The 22,993-nt window shown below is 36.4% G+C and carries 15 protein-coding genes and 1 pseudogene; 11 read left to right on the plus strand and 5 right to left on the minus strand.

All coding sequences use genetic code 11. The annotated features are described in order from the left end of the window. The first annotated feature begins 103 nt into the window (after positions 1-103). The 9 genes from AC06G9_RS10265 to AC06G9_RS10305 all read left to right on the plus strand — a co-directional run bounded on the left by AC06G9_RS10265 (position 104) and on the right by AC06G9_RS10305 (position 15,062). Entirely contained in the window at positions 104-1,225 is a 1,122-nt protein-coding gene (locus tag AC06G9_RS10265) for a vWA domain-containing protein (protein WP_346570106.1), read from the plus strand. A 65-nt stretch (positions 1,226-1,290) separates the two neighbouring features. Next, positions 1,291-2,757, plus strand: a complete 1,467-nt coding sequence (locus AC06G9_RS10270) for a sigma 54-interacting transcriptional regulator (RefSeq protein ID WP_480958067.1) — start codon at positions 1,291-1,293, stop codon at positions 2,755-2,757. A gap of 409 nt (positions 2,758-3,166) precedes the next feature. After that, entirely contained in the window at positions 3,167-3,913 is a 747-nt protein-coding gene (locus AC06G9_RS10275) for a hypothetical protein (RefSeq protein ID WP_293929363.1), read from the plus strand. Between the two features lie 72 nt (positions 3,914-3,985). Beyond that, positions 3,986-5,011, plus strand: coding sequence for a sensor histidine kinase (locus AC06G9_RS10280; protein WP_480958068.1), 1,026 nt, complete (start codon positions 3,986-3,988; stop codon positions 5,009-5,011). 1 nt (position 5,012) lies between these two features. Beyond that, positions 5,013-5,771 carry a LytR/AlgR family response regulator transcription factor gene (locus AC06G9_RS10285; protein ID WP_480958069.1) on the plus strand — a complete coding sequence of 253 codons (759 nt, stop codon included), beginning with the start codon at positions 5,013-5,015 and terminating at the stop codon, positions 5,769-5,771. Between the two features lie 886 nt (positions 5,772-6,657). Then, positions 6,658-9,318, plus strand: coding sequence for a M14 family zinc carboxypeptidase (locus AC06G9_RS10290; RefSeq protein WP_480958070.1), 2,661 nt, complete (start codon positions 6,658-6,660; stop codon positions 9,316-9,318). A 27-nt stretch (positions 9,319-9,345) separates the two neighbouring features. Further along, entirely contained in the window at positions 9,346-10,344 is a 999-nt protein-coding gene (locus AC06G9_RS10295; RefSeq protein ID WP_293929371.1) for a TlpA disulfide reductase family protein, read from the plus strand. Between the two features lie 27 nt (positions 10,345-10,371). Next, complete coding sequence (locus AC06G9_RS10300; RefSeq protein ID WP_480958071.1) at positions 10,372-13,533, plus strand: SusC/RagA family TonB-linked outer membrane protein; 3,162 nt, start codon at positions 10,372-10,374, stop codon at positions 13,531-13,533. Between the two features lie 20 nt (positions 13,534-13,553). Then, positions 13,554-15,062, plus strand: coding sequence for a RagB/SusD family nutrient uptake outer membrane protein (locus tag AC06G9_RS10305; protein WP_293929375.1), 1,509 nt, complete (start codon positions 13,554-13,556; stop codon positions 15,060-15,062). Positions 15,063-15,230: 168 nt separating this feature from the next. On the opposite strand, the gene AC06G9_RS10310 is transcribed toward AC06G9_RS10305, so the two are convergent. Next, the gene (locus AC06G9_RS10310) at positions 15,231-15,509 is read right to left on the minus strand and encodes a hypothetical protein (protein WP_346573017.1); all 279 of its coding nucleotides are present in this window, start codon (positions 15,507-15,509) and stop codon (positions 15,231-15,233) included. Positions 15,510-15,691: 182 nt separating this feature from the next. On the opposite strand from AC06G9_RS10310, the pseudogene AC06G9_RS10315 reads away from it, so the two are divergent. Then, positions 15,692-16,249: pseudogene (locus AC06G9_RS10315) on the plus strand (GNAT family N-acetyltransferase). Positions 16,250-16,671: 422 nt separating this feature from the next. Here the strand turns inward: AC06G9_RS10315 and AC06G9_RS10320 are convergent. The 3 genes from AC06G9_RS10320 to AC06G9_RS10330 form a co-directional block, all read right to left on the minus strand. Further along, positions 16,672-17,808 (minus strand): hypothetical protein, encoded by a 1,137-nt coding sequence (locus AC06G9_RS10320; protein WP_480958072.1) that lies wholly within the window; start codon positions 17,806-17,808, stop codon positions 16,672-16,674. A 298-nt stretch (positions 17,809-18,106) separates the two neighbouring features. After that, a complete protein-coding gene (locus tag AC06G9_RS10325) occupies positions 18,107-20,326 on the minus strand; it encodes a TlpA family protein disulfide reductase (protein WP_480958073.1) in 2,220 nt (739 codons plus the stop codon). A 261-nt stretch (positions 20,327-20,587) separates the two neighbouring features. Then, entirely contained in the window at positions 20,588-21,034 is a 447-nt protein-coding gene (locus AC06G9_RS10330) for a DUF1572 family protein (protein WP_346573003.1), read from the minus strand. A gap of 602 nt (positions 21,035-21,636) precedes the next feature. Here AC06G9_RS10330 and AC06G9_RS10335 point away from each other — a divergent pair. After that, complete coding sequence (locus AC06G9_RS10335) at positions 21,637-22,086, plus strand: nuclear transport factor 2 family protein (protein WP_346573001.1); 450 nt, start codon at positions 21,637-21,639, stop codon at positions 22,084-22,086. A gap of 116 nt (positions 22,087-22,202) precedes the next feature. Here AC06G9_RS10335 and AC06G9_RS10340 read toward each other — a convergent pair whose 3' ends face one another. Further along, positions 22,203-22,679 carry a hypothetical protein gene (locus tag AC06G9_RS10340; protein WP_293929389.1) on the minus strand — a complete coding sequence of 159 codons (477 nt, stop codon included), beginning with the start codon at positions 22,677-22,679 and terminating at the stop codon, positions 22,203-22,205. Positions 22,680-22,993: the final 314 nt, after the last annotated feature.

Below are 22,993 nucleotides of genomic sequence, written 5' to 3' on the forward strand. Positions count from 1 at the left end.
ACCCGATGATTCTTTATAAGGATTATTATTTCGTAAATTCATCCTGCGAAGCTATTGCGATATCACGATGTACATAGCTTCATCATGCAAATAAAATGAATCCATGAAAAACACTACACGAAATAGGGGTTTTATCTTTAAGCAATATGACGAGCCGTTTCAAACGCCTTTTGACAAATTATTTGATATTTTCAAAGAACTGATTACTCATACCTCCGGTGATTTTGATGAAGCTATTGATTGGTTACGGCAGTTGGACAAAGAATTTAAACTGACCACTCCAGAATATACCATAGACGATTTCATTGCAGATCTAAAGAATAAAGGATATATCAGAGAAAAATTGGAGCAAGATGGCAGTGGTGGGGTAGATATTACCTCTAAGTTGGAAAAAGCATTACGGCAGCATGCATTGGACCAGATTTTTGGAAAAATGCGAAAAGGAAAATCAGGCAATCATAAAACCAATCATCAAGGGCGGAGTGACGAAAATATGGGTGATTTTAAAGGTTATCAATATGGAGACAGCCTGGAGAAAATAGCTTTGACCGAGAGCTTGAAAAATGCCCAGATTAATCATGGTATAGGAGAGTTTGCCTTATCAGAAAATGATCTTGTTGTCGAAGATACGCAGTTCAAGTCACAGATGAGTACGGTGTTGATGATCGATATCAGCCATAGTATGATTTTATATGGGGAAGACCGGATCACACCCGCAAAAAAGGTGGCAATGGCCTTATCAGAGCTTATCTTGACACGGTACCCAAAAGATTCACTGGACATTATTGTCTTTGGTAACGATGCCTGGCCTATAGCGATAAAAGATCTACCATACCTGCAAGTGGGACCATTTCATACCAATACGGTTGCGGGATTGAAATTAGCGATGGAGATACTCAGACGTAAGCGACATGCAAACAAGCAGATATTTATGATTACCGACGGAAAACCGAGCTGTCTAAACATGCCGGATGGTAGTTATTATAAAAATCCAATGGGTTTGGATCCTTTTATCACCAGTAAGTGTTATAGCATGGCGGCACAAGCACGAAAGCTGGGCATACCCATTACAACCTTTATGATTACATCAGATCCCTATCTACAGCAATTTGTTGACGAATTTACAGCATCAAATCAAGGGAAGGCTTATTATACAGGACTTGGAGATCTCGGAGAAATGATTTTTGAGGATTACGAAGAAAATCGCAGAAAAAGAATACGATAAACAATTACCTGAACGAAAATAGGATATACATTTTGCGCAACATTTGCGCTTTATTAAAAGAACATATGGATTACACGAAGAATACGACATTTGGCGCACTGAAAGCTTTAGGTTACAGACCAAAGACAATAAAAGAAGAACTGCGACAAAATCTGATTACAAAGATAAGCAAAGGCGAATCTGTATTTAATGGAGTATATGGATACGAGGACACGGTTATTCCAGAACTTGAAAGAGCGATACTATCCAAACATAACATTAATTTACTTGGTCTCCGCGGTCAAGCAAAGACACGACTAGCGAGGCTTATGGTTGACCTGTTGGATGAATATGTACCTGTAGTACAAGGTTCAGAGATCAATGATGATCCCTTTAGCCCAATATCACGCTATGCAGTTGAACTATTGAAGGAAAAGGGCGATGACACACCAATTGATTGGCTTCACAGAAGTGACCGCTTTGCCGAGAAACTGGCCACACCCGATGTCACGGTAGCGGATTTGATTGGCGATGTAGATCCGATCAAAGCAGCAAATCTGAGATTGAGTTATGCAGACGATCGTGTGATTCATTTTGGCATGATCCCACGAGCCAACCGCTCGATATTTGTTATTAATGAACTGCCCGATCTACAGGCGAGGATCCAGGTAGCACTTTTCAATATATTGCAAGAAGGAGATATTCAGATCCGCGGATTTAAATTGCGCCTTCCGCTGGATGTACAGTTTGTCTTCACCGCAAATCCGGAGGATTACACCAATAGGGGAAGTATCGTGACGCCTCTAAAAGATCGAATAGGATCACAGATATTGACGCATTATCCCGAAACAGTGGAGATAGCGAAGACCATTACCGCCCAAGAAGCTAACTTGGAAGCTGCACAAAAGGAGCAAATATACGTTCCTGAACTTGCTCGAGAATTGATTGAGCAGATTAGTTTTGAAGCACGAAATAGCGAATATGTTGACGAGAAAAGTGGTGTCAGCGCACGTATGAGCATTACCGCATTTCAAAACTTATTAAGCACTGCCGAGTTGCGTATGCTTAAAAACGGAGCAGGAGCTACTGCTGTACGATTGAGTGATTTTATGGGTATTGTGCCTGCTATAACCGGTAAAGTTGAGCTCGTCTATGAAGGAGAGCAAGAGGGAGCTGCTACTGTCGCGCTGCAATTGATTGAAAGTGCAGTTAAAAGTCTATTTCTTAGCTTATTTCCAAAAATTGAGAAGTTTGAAAAGGAAAACCAACGTTATCCGTATGATGACATTGTTCGCTGGTTCTCAGAATCGGAGGGTATCGAACTGTCCGATGAACTCCATGATGTAGATTATGAGCGCGTATTGGACCAAGTAACACCTATCCGTACTTTAATACAGCAATACCAGCCGCAAACGAAACCCGAAGATTCCTATTTTCTAACCGAATTCATACTTTGGGGATTGACACTACATAACAAATTAAGTAAATATAGAGTAGGCAGTGGTCTGCAGTTTCAAGATAAATTTCAAGAATATCTGAGAAACAATTTATAGGGACTTAGTCGTTGCTTTAAGTAAAGACTCACTAACAGTGGAAGAAAAAGTAATTCTGAAACTGCTAGTGTGTTTATTCACTTCACAGTCATGTTTCGCCATCAGTTTTTTCAGCGTATCCACCTTCCCCTTTATTATCCCTAATTCCTTCTCTTATTCACCTTTATCTTCTTAAGCATTTACTTAATTCCTATCATAGAAATTCAGAGAAATCCAGTTCAGAATAATACGATCCATTAAAAGTAAAAAGTTGGAACAGATCATCTCTTTTTATTTAAATAAAGGACGGAATATGGGGCATTTAACTTAAATTTTCCTGTACTCATTCACTTTATTCCTGCTTCTATTATTCTATATGCGGTTATCAAATGATCTTGCCCTAGTTTTGCTATACCAAAAAATAAAACAGATGAACAGAGAACTAGCCTTTTTAAGAACATTTGCAATAACGTGCGGAATCGGTATGACTTTATTGACCACTTTGGCATTTAAAAAGTATGGAAATCATAAATTTAATGAAATAGACGTCGAGCGTATTAACATTGTAGAGAAAGATGGTTCCATCAAAATGATCATCACAAATGTGGATAAATTCCCGAATGGTCAAGAAAAAATAAACGGAAAATCGACTAATGCAGATCGAAAAAAACGTTCCGGAATGTTGTTTTTTAACGAGGATGGAATAGAGTGTGGAGGCTTTATATACGATGGCAAAAAATCAGAAAATGGGCATAGTTCAGGTTTATCGCTCACTTATGATCAATTTGATGGTGACCAAGTGATGCAATTATTAACGCAAGACTACCAGAAGGGAGATAAAAGGTTTGTGAGTAGTTCTTTGTCATTTAATGATCGACCAGCAAAAGAATCGCAAGCCAAAACGATGGAGATCATGAAAGAATTGGAAGCTCTCCGTAAAAAGGATCCTAAACTGATGCAAGAAAAATATAAATTATATGAAACGGAAGGATTAATTGGTGGTGCCCCCCGCTTAATGCTTGGGAAATCTAGAGAACAAAATAATGGACTATTTCTCTTTGATGATAAAGGTATGCCTAGAGCAATGTTTTATGTTGATAAAAATAATGTAGCAAAGCTAGACTTTTTAGATGAGAAAGGAAATACGATCGATTCGTTTCCGAAAAGAAAAGAATAGTATCATATCCTTTTGCAAATAGTCCTATAGGTTTAAAGGACTATTTTTGTAAATTGATACATCAAATATATCATGAGAGATTTTCTAAGAAAAATAGAGAAAAATAAATATTTTCTAACATTCGTTTTATTATTTGCTTATGCACAGTCCATTCAAACCAGGATCCGGATAAGAGGTGAAATCAATGTTTATATTTTTACACCCGAAGCTGCGATCATGACATGTGTTGCTGCCAGTTTACTATTTTCAATCATCAAGTTTTATATCAGAAACTGGCAGAAATCATCTGTCTTTAGCTTAAGTGAAGTCATTAAAATCTTTAGTGCATCTTTACTGAGTTATGTTTTATTGATAAAAGCACTAGGTTATGTGATTGCCTTATTGTTTGATACTGTACAGCGAAATTTCAATAGCAAGACATTAGCTATTTCTACATTTTCAGATTTTATGGACGGAATAATTTTTGGTAGTTTTTTTCTAGCATATTATTATTATAGTAAAAATAAAAATCATCAACAGGAATTATCCATTTATCATCAGGCACTGCTAGAAAGTAGAATAAGCCAACTTAAGGTGCAGCTTAATCCACATTTTCTGTTTAATAATTTAAATATACTTGATCAGTTTATCGAAGAGGACCAACAAAAAGCATCATCATTTTTGAATGAGTTTGCTGAAATTTATCGCTATGTTTTACATGCCTCAGATAGAAAAATCGTGACCATTCATGAAGAATTAATCTTTGCAGAGCAATATTTCAAATTAATACAGCATAAATATGGCAATGCTTATCAACTGAAAATACAGACAGCATCTGGCGCTGGCTATATCTTACCACTCACATTGCAATTACTCATTGAAAATGCTGTCCAACATAATATAGGAACAGAGGAAAATCCCGTAATCATCACCATAGAGATTACTACTATATGCACTGTATCCAATACGCTAATTCCGAAACAAAGTATGAAATCAAGATCGGGAAGAGCTTTGAATAACCTGAAAGAACAATATAAATTATTGACCAATAAACCGATTGAGATCCAAAAAAGCGAAAGCGATTTTTCTATTTTTATACCCGTGATATATACACTATAAGATGATAAAAGTACTTATTATTGAAGATGAAATTCCTGCAAGAAAAAAGATAAAAAGATTGCTCGAAGAACTGAGTACCCCCAACCAAGTATTAGCAGAAATTGATACAGTAGGTACAGCTATTTCCTTCTTAAAAAACAATACTGTGGATTTGATATTCTCGGATATAGAACTGTTGGATGGTAATGCATTTGACATCTACCGGGAGGTTCATCTCAATTGCCCCATTATTTTTACTACAGCTTATGATCAGTTCTGGATGGATGCATTTGACACTAACGGTATCGCCTATTTATTAAAACCATTTTCGAAAGAACGCTTTCAAAAAGCTTGGGATAAATTCTTGTTGTTACGAAATACAGAAGATGTGATGATAGAAAGAATTGCAAAGTTAATGGAGCAAAACTTTTCAACAAAGGCATATAAAAAAAGATTTACCATACGTCTTCATCAGGGAATTTATTTTTTAGACACTGAAAAAATCACCTTTTTTGAAGCCTCCGATGGCGTTTTATTTGCTTATGATATCTTAGGTAAAAAACATGTATTGAGTGAGTCGACTTTAAAAGAAATAGAAGAGCAGCTGGAACCTTCAGATTTTTTTAGGATTAACCGAAGCGAACTTATCTGCAAAAAATATGTAGAAAAAATAGAACGCTACAACAAGAATTCATTAGCTGTAAAACTACAAGGACATCAAGAATATCTTAAAACCAGCCAAACTATGACAGCAGCTTTCCGAAGTTGGATAGAAGATTAAGCTGATCCAATCAGTTTAAGATTATTTTCCATTGTTTATTTGATAATATAGGCCTATTCTTTATTATCTTATCTATTTTAAAAACGACAGAAGAATAGCATACTAAAAAGTAGTGTAAAAATGCGTAGGTGCAACATGCTTTTTTTATCTTAAACGCTTTGATTTAAGTTAAGGATACACCATTCAAATAGGAAGAACACCACAGCTATAAATAGAAAAATACTATGATTCTAATCGCATTTGAATGGATTGAATCAAAGCCATATTGTTCATCATAATAGATCGCGATCACCTCATTTATCTCGACATCCAATTCATATTATTTTAAAACAAATTAGGAAATGATGATCCTTAAATGCTTTATTCACTCGAACAGGCAGAATTGAATTTAAAACATGTTATTTTTTCAGACATGATAGGTACTGAAAAAATAAAGTATAAACATCCTTGAAGATGATGAGTTAATAGGTTGATTATGAGTTTTTAATAGGTGTTTGTGTAATGGATAGTATGCGATATAGAATCAATTTTTAAGCACAAACTAGTTCGATCAAAATAAAAAAATAAAAAAGACTACCATTTGAGTAGTATTTATTACAAACATATATTATATTTGTAACCAAATCGTTTATCAATTGGCGTTGGCGACGAAACTACCTAACAAAAACTAAGTTCTAATGAAACAACAACATTTAACATTTGCCTCCATTCATGAAGTTAAAAACATTCGATTACCCATTATTCCACATCGAATGCGCTAGTGCGCTTAAATATTTTCTTCTGTCCTAAATCAACAACAAGAGAAAGTTTTTTCTTGTTGTCCACTATGGAACAAGTGCAACATTTGTACTTGTAAGTATTTACCTATTTAAACAAATCTATCTACATGAAAAAATACAGCGTATTTTTACAGGGCCTACTTTTGCTTTTTTTTCTTAGCAGTGGCAATCTTTTTTCCTATGCTCAAGTAACCACAACACCCAAATTACTTCAAAAAGGTGCCGCCTCCTTAAACTTAGAAAAAGATTATTATTTTCTATCACAGAGCCGTTTTTCAGCAGACATTCCTGCACCAAGTCAATTTTTTAATCGGCAAATAGGCCATAGCCATACACGTTACGACCAGTTGCTTGATTACTTTAGACTCCTTGAGCGAATATCAGATCGTGTCAAAGTTGATACTATTGGTTATACCTGGGAGGGACGACCTTTGATCGTTTTAAAAGTATCTTCTCCAGAAAACATTCGTAATAGTGAACAAATACGAGATCAGCACATCAAAAACGTTAAGCTGGCAAAAGATAATTTAGCAGTTAATAATAAGCAACAAACAGGATTAATATTTTTAGGCTTTAGCGTACACGGTAATGAAACATCGGCTGCCGAAGCTTCTATTTTGACAGCCTATTATTTGGCAGCATCAGAGGATCCGAAAGTTTTAGATCAGCTTTCCAAAGCGATATTCTTTATAGATCCGGTTCGTAATCCAGATGGTTACGATCGTTATGTAAACTGGGTCAATGCCAATACATCATTTCCGCCCAATGGGAACCCCTTGGATCGAGAACATAATGAAGTATGGCCTGGTGGGCGAACAAATCACTATTGGTTTGATCTCAATCGTGATTGGATCAATCAAGTGCATCCAGAGAGTAAGGCGCGTGTACATTATTTTCAACATTGGTTACCTCATTTTCAAGGTGATTTCCACGAAATGGGTGCATCTTCCTCTTTCTTTTTTGAACCTACAAAATCAGATGCCCAAGAGTCACCTCTTGTACCCAAATCAACTTACGCGCTTAATTACAAATTTGCAAACTACTATGCACAGACACTGGATGAAATAGGTTCATTTTATTTCACCAAAGAACAGTTTGATAATATCAATCCCACATATGGATCCACTTATCCCGATCATGTCGGAAGCCTGGGAATCTTATTTGAGCAAGCAAGTCCACGTGGACTCTTTCAGGTAACAAATAATGGTGATTTAACGTATCCTTTTGCTATTCGCAACCACTTTAGAATAGCCTTGGCAAGTATTAATGCCGCAATAGACCATCGCGTTGAGCTTCAAGAAAATCAATTAAACTTCTTCCGATCAGCGTTTGAATTAGCCTCAAAAGACCCGATCAAAGCCTACATCGTAGATCTGAAATACAACAATCGTACAGGAAATCATTTCAAAGAGTTGCTAACGCAACATCAAATCCAATTTATTGATAATAAAAGAGACATAAAGGTGGATGGAAAAGATTTCGAAAAAGGATCTTCTATTCTTATTCCTACTGCTCAGGCAAACTACCGTCTCGTCAAGGTTATATTCGATGAAACCAAAGTGTATGTGGACAGTGTTTTCTATGATGGTTCTGGTAACTCTATTGCTTATCTCTATGGTTTCCCTTATGCAGGAGTAAAACAAGAACTAGACAAAAAAGAGACTGATCATACTGTTGACCCAACCATATCTGCATCCACATTGATAAAGAGTAATTATGCTTACCTCGTTGATTGGCGACAAGACGGAGCACCTTGGTTGTTATCTCAATTGTTGCAACAGAATATCCTCGTAAAATCTTCCACTAGTCCATTTGAGGTCGTTAATCAAGGTCAAGCACTTACTTTTGATTATGGTAGTTTATTGATTCCAGTCAATGGTCAGACGATTTCTGCTGATGAATTATTTACGTTGCTACAAAATCTAAACAAAAGAGGGAATCTGAATATTACAGCATCTTCAACGGGCTATAGTGCAAAAGGAATTGATTTTGGAAGTAGCGCATTTAAAGCTCTGCGATCCCAAAACACATTGCTTTTAACTGGAAATGGTATAAGTGCCTACGAAGCAGGTGAAGTATGGTATGCATTTGAGCGCCAATTAGAACAACCCATCTTGCGGCTGAATATCGAACAGTTTAATCGTGTGAATTTAGAAGAATATCAAGTACTCGTATTGGTCAGTGGGGAGTATTCTGCATTACATATTTCGGCAGTAGAGCGCATTCAGAATTGGGTGAGAAATGGAGGGACTTTAATTGCATTAGGGCGTGCAGGACAGTGGCTTGCCAATCAGAAAATTGCAAACTTCAAATTCCTCGATGAACGTGTTGGAGATAAAGATAGTAAACTCAAAAAAGCGAAAGAGCGCTTTGAATATGCTTCCGCACAGTCAAGAGAAGGAACGAAACGTATAGGTGGTACCTATTTTAATACAGAAATCGATCGTACACATCCTATCGGTTATGGTTATACGCAAAAATATAAAGCTGTTTATAGAAGTCATAACATCTTTATAGAATTAGGTGATCAGCCTTATAATAATGTTTCTGTCTATAGTAAATCACCCTTATTAAATGGATATGCTTCGATTGACAATCAAAAGAAACTTGAAGGGACAGCTAGTATTATTGTAGAAAATAGTGGAAATGGACGTATTGTATACTTCGTTGATGATCCGTTGTTCAGAGGTATTTCTTTTGGCAACGCGCGAAGTTTCTTTAATGCAGTGCTCCTAGGACAGATGCTTCAATCAGGAGTAAGAAGATAATAAAACAACTTATAAATAAATAAAAACATGAAAAACAAACACACATTACTTGTCGTGTTGATGCTACTTCTTGTAGAACAGGCATCGGCACAAAAAATAACATCATTGCGTTTAACAGGAAAAGTAAATAGCCTTAAAGAAGGTAAAATATATATTCAGCGATACGACAATAAACTCTTTAAGACAATTGATTCAACTCTGATAAAAAATGGAAGATTTAGTTTCACAACAAAAGTTGAACTTCCAGAACTATACGCATTGAAGTTTAATGAAGAAAGCTATCCTATACAGCTTTTCTTAGAGGATACTCCGATAGAAGTTATTATTCAATCTGCAGAGAAAGGTGATCGTGCCGTAATCAAAGGATCGAGAGCACAAGCTTATTTTGAAAAATCAAGTAAAGAACAGCGTGGACTTACAGCAAAACAATTTATTGAGGCCGATCCAAAATCAATCGTTGCAGCATATGCTCTGTTTCGCAATTATTCTTACAATTTATCCCCCGATGAGATCGAGGAGCATATTAATTTATTGGATGTTTCTTTACAGCAAACGCAATATGTTCGCATCTTAAAAGATTTAATTGTAAAGCAACGTGCGGTTCTACCTGGTAATAAAGCATTAGATTTTGTTTCTACTGATTCGGAAGGAAACAAAGTTCGCTTTAGTGAGCATTTAGGTAAGGGATATGTCTTTTTAGATTTCTGGGCTGCTTGGTGTGGACCTTGTCGCCGAGAGAACCCCAATATAGTCGCCGCATTTCAAAAGTATAAAGATAAAGGATTTCAAATATTTGGGGTTTCACTTGATAAGAAAAAAGAAGACTGGCTGAAAGCGATCAAAGATGATGGTCTGAATTGGACACAGGTATCTGATCTTGCATATTGGGACAGTGAAGCTACAGCATTGTACGGAGTGCGCTTTATTCCAAGCAATTTTCTTATTGATGAAAATGGTGTTATCGTGGCCCGAAACATTCGAGGAGAAGCTTTACAGCAAAAATTGAAGGAATTATATGGAGAGTAATGTATTGATTAAAAAATATTAAAAATAATGAGAAAATCAACCCTATTTCATTTGCTTCTTTTGTTATCTGGGAGCGGCGCTATTGTACCGACCTATGCACAGGAACAAACAAAATCAATCATAAATGCTGTTCTCAGTGGATTAGTAGAAGATGCTACCACTGGAAAACCACTTTCTGGAGCGACTCTAAGTTTAAAGGATGTAACGCATCAAGTGACCACAGATAGGTTGGGGAAATTTCAATTTGTAACCGGACAAAAGTTACCCTTTACTGTTACGATTTCTTTTGTTGGATATACAAGTAAGACTTTGGTTATAGATCATTCTCCTGTGATCATTAAACTTGAGCCCATTGAAAATACGCTTGAAGAAACGGTAGTTGTTGGTTATACGACCACTAAAAGATCAAGTTATACCGGTTCCGTAGCAACAGTAAGCGGTAAAGAATTGGACAATCTGCAGATTACAACAATCGGAAAAGCACTACAAGGTACCGTGCCCGGACTACAATCTATCGCCGCTTCCGGACAACCTGGTAGTGATGCAGAATTGTTTGTTCGTGGAGTCGGTTCGGTGAATGCCTCAACAGCACCATTATATGTAGTAGACGGTATTCCAGGAGCTAATCCTAATAACCTTAATCCTAAAGATATTGTATCCATTTCCGTCTTAAAAGATGCAACAGCAAGTGCACTTTACGGATCAAGGGGAGCCAATGGTGTTATTGTAATTACAACCAAATCAGGAGAATTAAACAGCAGAACAGCAGTCAATTTTTCTGCAAATTATGGCTTTACCGGTAGAGCAGTAAAAGATTACGAATACCTCTCACAACAGGAATATTATGAATTGCAATGGGAAGCAATCCGTAATACGCAACTTGATCAAGGAAAATCGGCTACAGATGCAGCACAATATGCCACAGATTATCTAATAGACGGTGCACTTAAAGTCAATATTTTTGGCCCATCTTTTCCAAAACCTGTCGGTCTTGATGGGAAGCTTCTCTCAGGAGCTACACCACTTTGGAATGACAACTGGGGAAAGGCGATTGCTCGTCAGGGCATAAGGCAGCAATACGATCTTAATCTGAGTGGTGGAGGGACAAGTACACGTTATTATCTATCAGCTGGCTACTTAAATGAGCAGGGCTGGATTCGTACGGCAGATTTCAAACGGTACAATTTTCGTACAAATATACAGTCAAAAGTGAATAGCTGGTTTGAAGTCGGTGGAAATGTAGCCTTGTCTTCCGGATTTCAGCGTGCGCCGACTCAGAGTGATAGCAATACAGGCAACTTTGCCAATTTCCAACGCTTAGTATCAGATTTATATCCAGTTTATCAACGCAGTGCTGATGGCACTTATATTCTGGACGAGCAAGGTAATAAAATTTGGGATTACGGATTATGGCGTCCCACAACAGCAGCCAGCGGATCAAATATTTTAGGGAGTGCCGAAAATGCTATTTCTGGAAGCAACAATGAGTCTGTTTTGTTAGGAACAAATCTAAAATTAGCATTCACGGATTATTTATTTCTAAAGACCACAGCCAATGTCGACTATAGAAACAGTAGTTCACATTCCTATTCGCACTCCTATTATAGTACTGGAGTTTTAACAGAGGGGGCTGGTTCGGCGAGCCGCAGTTCAAGTCGTACGCTAAACTATACGATCAATAGTTTTCTAAACTATGTGGCCACTTTCGGTAATAAACATCATCTTAGCGCATTGGTAGGGCCAGAAGTGTATGTGGAAGGTGCATCTTCTTTGTCTGGCAGCCGTACGGGTTTTCACGTTTTGGGTAAGACAGAACCATCGGCCGGAACACTAAGTGGGGTTTTTAACGGAACCTCTTCCGATTATAAATTGGCGAGTTGGTTGGGACAAGTAAACTATGATTACCTTGATCGCTACCACTTTTCCAGCAGTTACCGTCGAGATGGATCATCAAGATTCAGCAAACAATCACGTTGGGGCAATTTTTGGTCGGTAGGAGCAGCCTGGAATATTAAAAAAGAGACCTTCTTGAAAGAAGTGTCCAGCATCAATAATCTTAATTTGCGCGCCAGTTATGGTGCCCAGGGAAATGATCGTGTTGGCAATTATGCTTATGGCGGATTTTATTCCATCTACAATAGTTTGGACAATCTCGGACTGTTACCATCCGATCTACCTACACCAGATCTAAAATGGGAGACTAACCTTAATCTCAATATTGGAGCAGATATAGCCCTGTTTAATAATCGACTGATTGCACAGATTGATGTCTATGACAGGCAATCAAAAGATCTACTTTTTCAAAAGCCACTTTCACCATCTACTGGATACAGTGGTATCGATGCTAATATTGGTTCACTCCGTAATCGAGGAATAGATGGGCAGATTACAGGTGTGCCTATTCGTAATACAGACTTTAGATGGTCAATCACAGCAAACTTTGGTCATTATAAAAATAAGATTACCAAGTTACCACAGAAGGAAATTCTAACGGGTTCCATTGGACAGTATGGCAATACGAAGAAAATGATTGAAGGAGGTTCCATCTATGATTTTTACATTAAAGAATGGGCAGGCGTAGACCCAGAAAGCGGTAAAGCAAGCTGGTATAAAGATGTTAAAGATGCAGAGGGAAATGTGACTGGTCGTACATCAATTACAAATCAAAATGAAGCTTCCTTCTATTTTGAAGGGAGCTCGTTGCCAGATCTTTATGGAGGCATTAGCAATAGTTTTACTTACAAAGGTATTGATTTCTCTTTTTTGCTATCCTACAGTCTCGGTGGTAAAATTTTTGATGGCGATCAACCGATGATTATGCATGTTGGTTCTGCTCCTGGACGTAGCTGGTCTAAAGAAGCCCTAAATCGATGGACGCCAGAAAATACGGACACCGATTTTCCTAGATTATCGTATGTAACAGACTCGTGGAACAGTATACCATCGACCCGATTCCTTCGTAGTGCAAGTTATGGAAGATTGAAAAATTTAAGTTTGAGTTATACTATTCCACGTACGCTTGTATCAAAATGGTCACTTTCGGATGTCCGCATAAGATTTGTAGGAGAAAACTTGTTGACTTTCTATGGAACAAAGGGGTTAGATCCAGAACAAACGGTGAGTGGTGTTACCTATTATCGTTATCCTGCACAAAAATCATATGCGCTAGTTCTCAATGTTTCCTTCTAATCTATAAAATCTGATTTATCATGAAATTAAAATTTAAATATATCACGATCATATTACCCATATTGGTACTTTCATCTTGTAGCGAGAGCTTTTTTGATACAGCGCCTGCGACGCAGATTACCACACCAGAGGTATTTTCCTCCGAAAATAATATTGATGCCTTTATAAACGGATCTATTCGTTTTTTAATGGAGAATAGTACTTCGCAGGATAATCCCGGCCTTCCGACTATATTTTTAACGCATGAAGTGATGGGAGAGGATGCCATTGCACGCGATGGTCGCTATGGTTTTAGAGATTCTTATCCGTACAAAGATCCATTTGATCATACTACTCGTCGAGCCCTATTCTTTTGGACTTTACAGTATAAATCAATCGATCACGCTAACAATCTGATTGCTAATCTGAACATTGATGACAGCAGCAAAGAAAGTTTAAAGCATCTCAAGGGACAGGCTTACGCCTTGAGAGGTTTAAACTATCTTAATCTTGTTCGTCAATATCAGTTTACCTATGCCAAAGATCCTAATGCTAAAGCAATTCCGATTTATACGGATCCCACAACACCAACCACAGTACCAAAACCTCTTGCTACGGTAAAACAGGTATATGATCAAATTATATCCGATTTGAAAGAGGCAGAAAAGCTGCTGGCCGGTTTTAAACGTAAGGTCAAGAATAGGTTTGATCTTAATGTTGTCTATGGTCTTTTGGCAAGGACCTATTTAACACAGGAAAACTGGGAGCAAGCACGTGATTATGCTGCAAAAGCGCGTGTGGGTTATCCTATTATGACAGCAGATCAATATAAAGAAGGATTTAATGACGTTAGTAATACAGAGTGGATATGGGGGCATCCACAGACAGCAACACAAAATCTGGGCGGAGCTTCTTTTTTAGCCTATATCGAAACTACTCCTTATGCCACGGATGCTAAAGGGGTCAATTTATACTTTGGTTATAACAGTATCATTCCCGATCCCAACTTTATCGGCTTATTTACTGAGGGAGATGTCCGAAAATCGTTATTTGATATTGCGAAGCAGCCCGCCGAAGCAATTTATAGATCATATCGATACCGTAAATTTAAAAATAAGCACCCTAACCGCGATGGACATATTGTCTTAATGCGGTCTTCTGAACAATTGCTTATTGAAGCAGAGAGTAGAGCTCGATTAGATGATGTAAAGGGCGCAATTGATCTCTTGAATGAATTAAGGGCAAAACGTGCCTTAAAAAATCTTGATGTTGCCAACTTTGATAAATCGAAAACTGTCCAGGAGGTCTTATTGGAAAGACGGAAAGAATTATGGGGAGAAGGTTTCCGATTATATGATATCTTGAGAACGCAGACTGCACCAGTACGGCGTGAAACAAATCAAACTTTTGTTGATGATGCCGGCAAAACAGTATCTGTAATGGGACATTACATTCTTAAATTTCCTGATGGAACAAGTCTGGCTCCCAATAGCAAGTATTTTTTATTTCCAATACCATTGAATGAATTAAATAACAACCCCAATCTATAAAACTAATTTGTTGTTTTCCTCTGGGTAGGAAAGTAGTAAATTCTATTTCTATCGTAATAAAAATAAAGCTAATCTAACCATTAGCTTTATTTTTTTTTCAGTATTATAAGCCAATTTTCATATCAGATTTGATGAAAGTTTGTTGTTCTTTGTTGACATTAATCCTAATTATTTCAACTCAATAATTTTATGGTTATTATTACTTTGTTTAATATCTTGTTGAATAGCAATAGTAAGATTTGAAAATACTGTTAGTACAACCAATACAACTAGGGCTAAAGGAAATATGATACCAATAACGATAGCCCATAGAAGTGAAATCTGCAAGTATACTTTCCCATCACTAGCGGAAACTTTAAGTTTAGAAGATTGTAAACAATTAAATGCTTTTTTAAAACCATTGGAGATTGTTTTGCTATTGATGTCGAAGATTGTTTTAGTTTTCATGATAAATATGTTTATGTGTTTGTTTATGATTCAAAAGTAACTCGATTTAGTTTTGGAACTTATTGCTAATAGGTGTGTGAGGATAGAAAGTCGGTAAACCAGTACTATATTACGATTAGTGAGATTGTTGATATAGCTATGGATTAAAAAAAATAATAACTTTATAAAAATATAAACCCAAAATGCTAAATATAAATTTTTCAACTTTTCCTAATTTGGAAACAGAAAGACTTAAACTGAGACGTGCCGATTTACATGATATCAATGAACTATATGCGCTGCGGTCTGATACAGAAATAATGAAATATATTCCTCGTCCTGTAGCTACAACCCTAGACGAAATTTCAGAATTTATTAAATTAACTGATGAAAAAATTAACAGTAGTGAGCTGATTAATTGGGCTATTACCATAAAAGGTAATCCCAAAATGATCGGTACAATAGGTTATTATTATATTAAACCCGAGCATTATCGAGCAGAGATAGGTTATATGTTACTTCCCGAATTTCAATGACGAGGTTGTATCACAGAAGCAATAGCAAAAGTAGTTAACTATGGTTTTACGGAGATGAAACTGCACTCTATTGAAGCAGTCATAGACCCTGAAAATTTTGCTTCTGCCAAGGTATTAGAGAAATGCAATTTCAATAAGGAAGGACATTTAAAGGAAAGTGAGTTTTATAATGGAAAATTTATCGATACGGTTATTTATTCAAAATTAAATGAATCTGTACAGTAAAAATAATTTAAAATCGGTAGAGCATACACATGACCACAAAAATCAAAAGAAGATAGTGTACAGCCATTTCATATCCGTTCCCTATATTCTTTTTGGAGTAGGAACTAATTGTTTTTTAACATATCGTTGTATCCATTCCGAAGCCGCAATTCGGGTATTAACTTTGCAAATATAATTGAGATATAACGCAAACTTCTCGTTCAGTCTAACCATTTTCCGGTACTAACTGCGGTGACCAATACTAAAAGAATCGAGATTAACGTCATCTTACATTACTCTATCTGAATTGAATAGGCGAAAAATTCTTTTCGCCTATTCAGTTTGAATGAGCTATACAGCAAAGGGCATTTGTTTGATCAACGTTTTGATACATGTCAATGTATTGGTGTCTGGGGTATAGGAAGCCGGCTCTAACGCGTATTTTAATGATCTTTTTTGCCTCTATTTTGAGCTTTAGTTAAAGTTGGAATATAAACCAAATAGTCATAACCTTTTATAATTCTTTCCAGCGTCAAATCCTCCACTTTAAGCTTCTTTTTAGAAATTGCTTGTTTCAAGGGTCTTAAATCAAAAGCATACCAATTGTCATCTTTTACCACGGTTAGGAAAGCTTTATATTGATCTAAATCAGCCAATGTTTCACCCTCTTCCTTTCCGGTAATCATAATGTGTAATGACTTCCTGTAGTTTGCCTCTTCAATATTGGCCACGAGGTTTCCAAGATCGAAAATTTCCATTAAACTTTCTCCTTTAGGCATGTGATTAGCACCATATTTGAAAAGATTCTTTTTGTTTTTCCATTCGGGGAGTTTTTCAATCACCAAGTGTTTTATGTACTGAATTCTTAACCCATGAATTCGATTTAAATACAGTTCTTTACTTAGTTGGAGTGCTGCAAGCTGCTCTTTCTCGTTAGCTGATAAATTGAGCGTGCTCAATGCGCTCATTTTTGCTACAAAATCGTCAGAGAACAAATAGAATGTGCTGTTGTTTTTTGTATCATAAGCAGCAGAATTAGCGATCATCTGCTTATAAATTTCTTTTGCCTTGGTATTTTTGGATTGTTTAATCAATTCCGTAAAGAGTAGCTGGTCTGAAAATAGACTGATTTGCTCAGCTCCATAGATGTTGATGTTCTGATCAACAATATTTTTGAATAAATCGAACTCAGTTTCACCTTTTAAAAAAGATAAAGCTGAACCTGATTCATCACGGAATTTATCCAATTCTGCAGGAGATAAGGATTTAATTTTTTTTGTTATGGTGTTGGTGGTATAGGGATCAATTTCCAAAATATAGTTGTCGAACTTTATATTATTGATAATCGCATTAGTAAAGTAAGGAACTTCATTGGTAAAATGTGACTCGCCCAATAATACAGAATTGTTTTTGATGATTTCATCTTGAAGGGTATCCCATCCCTTGCCTTCGAAAGTGTTGTTCTTGTTTTTTTTAAATGTAGAGTAGTTTTTTTGAATTATACTATCCATTAATGTGGTTTGAGCATAACTGAAATTTGCAATAAATAAGGTTAAAATTAGGAGGTTGGTTTTCTTCATTTCTTTTTTTTAGAAAGATACAATAAATTGATAAATAAATTGATTTTGTCGAAAGAATGTTGAATATAATGGGAAAAATAGGCATTCTTTTTTTAACCCTAAAGGATCCATATAGTACATAACAAAATACAGATCAGCCTACAGCAACACATGCTGTACTATGCCAACAAGGTCACTGTAGGCAACGTGTCCAATGGCAGCTGTCAAGCCCAGAGTTATGCTATATTTTTGTTTTTTGCCTCAACTCTTATAGATAGCATAACAGCAAGAATGGATCACAAGTTTCAATATTTTTTGTCTAGGACACCGGAACCGTATATAACTTGCTTAATTCAGAGACCAAAGTCTCCCAGTTGAATCCAAATTCCGTAGGAATTAATTTTCCTTCAGGTGTTATGATATATTTACTTGGGTATCCACGCACTTTATAATTTTGTTCTACTTTAGAGTCGGACATCAATACCGGTATATCGTAATTATTGTTTGATAAAAATCGTTGTACTTTTTCTTTTGTATCACTACAAGCTATGCTCATAAAGTTGATTTTACTCATTTTATCCTGCTTTAGCGCTAGGTAATACTGGTTTAATTTGGGCATTTCAGCGACACAAGGACCACACCAGGTACCCCAAAAATCGATAACAGTCCATTTTCCGTTCAATTGTGCGGATGAGAAATCCTTTTCCTGTATGTCTTTTAACAAAAATGATGGCGCATCTGCAAGTTTGGGAACAATCTCTTTTTTGAAAAAATCACTGAAACTGCTTTCATTATAATTTTCACGATAAAAAGTGGACAAGCTTTTAAAACTACTCGCTGGATTATTCAGAAACTCCTGTATATAGTTTTGAAGAGCAATATCCTTCTTGCCCTTCTTACTTAATAAAGCCATATAATCGTCATTATAGTTCTCTTTTGATTTCAAAAATACGCGATCATAGAAACTTCCATGTTCCTTTTCAGCTGCACTTTTTGGAGAATAATAGGCTGCTTTTTCCAATAATAGGAGCGCCCGATCTTCTTGGTCTACTGGTGTCATTTCATAAGCCAGATAATATGCATATGCCAAATGAGCTTTTTGTAAGAACCGTTTCTTATTTGACTTGTCTTCATATAGAACACTAATTTTATTGATGATTTTCTGCATCGTCTGTGCATCATATCCTGCATGCTCAGCAAGTAGCTTCTGTATCAAAAGAGCATATCGACCGGCATTTCCTTGGTTCCAGTAACTGTTATCCATGTTTAGGATTTCATTTTGGATTTGTTTAAGGCTATCTACATCCTTTATCTGCATTGCTGTGGTCCAAAGGTACAAGGGTCTAGCCGCTACTCGCTCTTTCTCGCTAAGCTGATTGGCAATAAGTTGGGCCTTCTGCAAGGAGGCGCTGTCAAGAGATAAGATGTATTGACTTAGCGAATGTTGCAGATAATCGAAGAGTTGCACATCATTCAGGAGTGGTATGATTTCTTTAAAGTCATGGTCTGAAATATTATCGGATGTAACCCTGTTGCTGAGATGATAAGTACCGGCTATCAGCTTTGGAGCTATAGATGATAATGCATCATCATACTGCTTATTCCGCAACTTTTGCAAATGGCCTAATTTATTTTTGATGTAATCGCGGTTGTCTGCATATTTTGCTTCGTATAAATCTATATAACGTTGTACTTTGAGACTATCCGTTTTATCTTTAGTATTTACTGCGTTGCTCCAATAACTACCTGTTATGAGCATATCATAATAATCATTTTCAATTACTGCTGCAGTATAGTTGCTAGCGCGCTGTATCGATTTGGCAAATTGGCCGCTTATTTTTTTTCCATTTGCATCTAAAAATGAATAGTTGGATTTTCTAGATTCATCGACTACAAGGTGCGTTTTTGGATCAAAGCTCGTACTGCCTTCCAATATCGAAGAGCTGTCTACTTGTGAATAATGGATAGCAATCACCGATTTATCTTGCTTCACCATATGATATGTCATACCATTTTTTGTGATATCTGATGTTTTCAATGCATTTTCATCCGACGATGATATTTCTGCAAAATAGAGCGATTGCAAAAGGTTACTATACTCTGAAAATGTATTGTTTAAAGAATTTTCAAAAACATCATCTTGTATTTCCCATGCTGCAAGCTGTTGTTTTATTTCATCTTTCCATTTAAGTGTATCGATGCTGACCAGTCCTTTATTGACTGTAAATTGAAATGGTTTTTTCAAACCATAGATATTGGAAATTGCAGCAGTCGACGTCAAGAAATTCTCTCCTTTGTCCAAGTCAGCAGTAGAGAATAAACGGTCGCCATTTTTGTTCTCAAAACCAACTATGCGCAATTGCATAAGATCCCCTTGTTTGGATGATTTCTTCACCTTTTCTACTGCTAAATGATAGGTTTTTTCATCAGCATTTCGGTTGTAACTGCTGTTTTGTTTTACAATATAATAAACGGTTGGTTTCTTTTGCGCCACAGCAACTTGTACACACAAACTGGCCACTAGGAGTAGGTACTTCATCGGTTAATTGGTTAAATTACTCTAATATAGGAAATTTAATAGAAATAATTATGTGTCAGAGGAATTTTAGGTAATGCAGTAATTTTAATTACGGATAATTTATTTAAATATGCATTTGATTCACCTTAGTCGGAGTGCCGTGCATAATATGATGAAGCAACAAGTCATAGTTTTATCCTTTACATGTTGGACGAAGTAGAATGACCATATCTAACCGAAGTCGTTTAGCCATATGTTGGCAGTGGCCTGTTGTGCACTTTTTCATTTTTCAATTAGTCGTCTGTGATAGTTTACTTGCCCAAGATGATAAGCCAAATGAGTGGCTAAGTGAACTAAAAAAAACTCAGTAGAGGTCTTATTGTCAAGGACCAAAATTGGGTATTCGGCTTCTAAAAGATTTTCATCAAAATGATCCAATGTCTGGTTAATCATTTCTATCGTATTTCCAACCATTTGAATTAATTCTTGTCTTGATATATCTTTAGATGAAAACTCTAATTCCCGATTTCTTACATAACCTGTCTTGCCTAATTCTCTTCCAATGTAAGTATTTAAATTGCCGACCAAATGCAAACAAAGATTACCTGCCGAGTTATTTATTTGACCATTAATTTTCCAAATATCAGATTCGCTTTTGTACTGTTTGACTTCAGAGATCAATTTGTTTAAATCTCTGTGGAATAGTGCCTTTAGTGTATTGATAATCATGGTCTTAAGATTAATTTTCCTTTTAAAATTGTTACAGCGTCACTTACGATTTAAAGTTTAGTATTCACACAAAGACGCGCTTTGGCAAGATCTTGCTACCATCAAGTAAAATAGTTAGCCGTTATCACTAGTCACCGCGGTTATTTTTTTCTGTAAAGAATCAAAAAATCCCATCAGTAAGATGATGCCAACAAAAACACTTTTTTACGAAGTCGCTATTTATAGCTCTAATATAATAACTTTCACAACAATGATAGAATTCTCAGCTGTTTTAAAAAGATATCTTTATGAGCTCTCATCAACATACACGATCAAATCACAGCTTATAAAAAGAACGTTCAACTTCTATTTATTTACTCAACTAACGTATTAAATATTGAAGTAGAGCCTTGCTGTGCATGATCATTAAATTAGTTTTACCTACCCATTTCTACCATTCACCGAGTTTTTAGTTGGTTTAGTCTAATTGCCATAGAGGAGGCACGATTAACACCCTACTTTTGAATCAACAATTACGTCAGCATACATCCGAGTTTGAATTGGTGGATGAGGGGCTGATGCAATTACGAACAGAAAAACTAACAATATAACATAAAGACAATATGAATACTTTAGCAAAAACATTCGCAGTAGCAGCCTTGATCGCAGTATCTACATGCACCATGGCAGCAGGCAAACCCGTAGGAGACAACTCTAAAAAAGCAGTAGTAAACTTATCGACAGCAGATCTCGCTATCGACCATTATGTCGCAGTTATGACCGAAGGGCAGTCAACAGGAGTAGAGCAGATTTTTACAGCCGAATTCAGTCAAAAAATCCAAGCCGCAACAGATAAAACGAATAGCCGCCGAGAAGTTATCTCCTTATTGAAAAAGCAAAAAGGCGAGCAGTTGAACTGTAAGACAAACACCACAATCGTGGAGCAGTCAAGTAACTATGTAGTTGCAAAAGTGAGCCAACAATTTGAAGGGTTTACCAAGACCGATTTAATTACCTTGGTCAATGACGGCGGAAATTGGAAAGTATCCCAATCTATTAACTCTTATAAGTAATTACTGTTTAATCATATGTTTAGTAATGGCCACGTCGACAGATGTGGCTTTACTTTTTAGAGTACTCAGTTGTGTTGCGCGATAACTTTTTTGAAAGAGACTCGTCCACAGCCGGATTACTCGCGCAAATCTGCAGTAGAAGCCACTAATTCCAGCTCCTTATTACATATAATAAAAGAAAAATCTGTGCTTATATTATTACTGTTGTAACGGATGATTTCTTCCGATTCTAAATCACTTAATGTTAAAGGATAATTTGGATCTTTTTGTACGATTAATACATTTTTGTAAAATAGCACATAACCCAATAGGGGTAAGTGAGCATTCATTTGATTATTCAGATAGTTTGTGTAATAAATGATCGAGTGCTCGTCACCAAAATCAACTTCAAAATCCACCCGCTGCTGTGTCACCAGAATACCTTCATTTCCATAAATTTGAACGACACCGATTATCTCTGGATTGCCCGTCAACATCGCCCAATCGGGGAGAGCATAAACAAATTTTTCACTGTAATCAGCTTCTATTTTTTGTTTAGCCAAATCGGCTCCCTTTTGGGTTATCTTAGTATGGATGCCATTAAATCTGTTCATATCTTATTCCTCTTTGTTTAAAAATAGTATTCTTTTTGATTCTCTTTTTTTTAACCATTCCGTTGGTATAGATTCTTGCACAAACCATTTATGCTCCTTGCTGTTTTTAAATGGCTATAATAAATGCTTTAATCGCCCTGTTTTTTCACTTCGTGTCATAGTTGCAGGCTTTGACATGACCATAATCGCGTTGAAAATATTTTTAACCTCTCCTTAAGTTTGAGTAGGAGCATCATTGATCTATTATTCAAAATTACATAGAATAGTTCTACTAGCGCATCCCAATAATCGGGGATATTACAAAGGAATATAGA

The organism is Sphingobacterium sp. MAE (assembly GCF_056711605.1).

What these genes read in the sequence shown, in the direction of transcription:
- AC06G9_RS10265 (WP_346570106.1), top strand. Translation starts at nt 104, where the DNA reads ATGAAAAACACTACACGAAATAGGGGTTTTATCTTTAAGCAATATGAC.
- AC06G9_RS10270 (WP_480958067.1), top strand. Translation starts at nt 1,291, where the DNA reads ATGGATTACACGAAGAATACGACATTTGGCGCACTGAAAGCTTTAGGT.
- AC06G9_RS10275 (WP_293929363.1), top strand. Translation starts at nt 3,167, where the DNA reads ATGAACAGAGAACTAGCCTTTTTAAGAACATTTGCAATAACGTGCGGA.
- AC06G9_RS10280 (WP_480958068.1), top strand. Translation starts at nt 3,986, where the DNA reads ATGAGAGATTTTCTAAGAAAAATAGAGAAAAATAAATATTTTCTAACA.
- AC06G9_RS10285 (WP_480958069.1), top strand. Translation starts at nt 5,013, where the DNA reads ATGATAAAAGTACTTATTATTGAAGATGAAATTCCTGCAAGAAAAAAG.
- AC06G9_RS10290 (WP_480958070.1), top strand. Translation starts at nt 6,658, where the DNA reads ATGAAAAAATACAGCGTATTTTTACAGGGCCTACTTTTGCTTTTTTTT.
- AC06G9_RS10295 (WP_293929371.1), top strand. Translation starts at nt 9,346, where the DNA reads ATGAAAAACAAACACACATTACTTGTCGTGTTGATGCTACTTCTTGTA.
- AC06G9_RS10300 (WP_480958071.1), top strand. Translation starts at nt 10,372, where the DNA reads ATGAGAAAATCAACCCTATTTCATTTGCTTCTTTTGTTATCTGGGAGC.
- AC06G9_RS10305 (WP_293929375.1), top strand. Translation starts at nt 13,554, where the DNA reads ATGAAATTAAAATTTAAATATATCACGATCATATTACCCATATTGGTA.
- AC06G9_RS10310 (WP_346573017.1), bottom strand. Translation starts at nt 15,509, where the DNA reads ATGAAAACTAAAACAATCTTCGACATCAATAGCAAAACAATCTCCAAT.
- AC06G9_RS10320 (WP_480958072.1), bottom strand. Translation starts at nt 17,808, where the DNA reads ATGAAGAAAACCAACCTCCTAATTTTAACCTTATTTATTGCAAATTTC.
- AC06G9_RS10325 (WP_480958073.1), bottom strand. Translation starts at nt 20,326, where the DNA reads ATGAAGTACCTACTCCTAGTGGCCAGTTTGTGTGTACAAGTTGCTGTG.
- AC06G9_RS10330 (WP_346573003.1), bottom strand. Translation starts at nt 21,034, where the DNA reads ATGATTATCAATACACTAAAGGCACTATTCCACAGAGATTTAAACAAA.
- AC06G9_RS10335 (WP_346573001.1), top strand. Translation starts at nt 21,637, where the DNA reads ATGAATACTTTAGCAAAAACATTCGCAGTAGCAGCCTTGATCGCAGTA.
- AC06G9_RS10340 (WP_293929389.1), bottom strand. Translation starts at nt 22,679, where the DNA reads ATGAACAGATTTAATGGCATCCATACTAAGATAACCCAAAAGGGAGCC.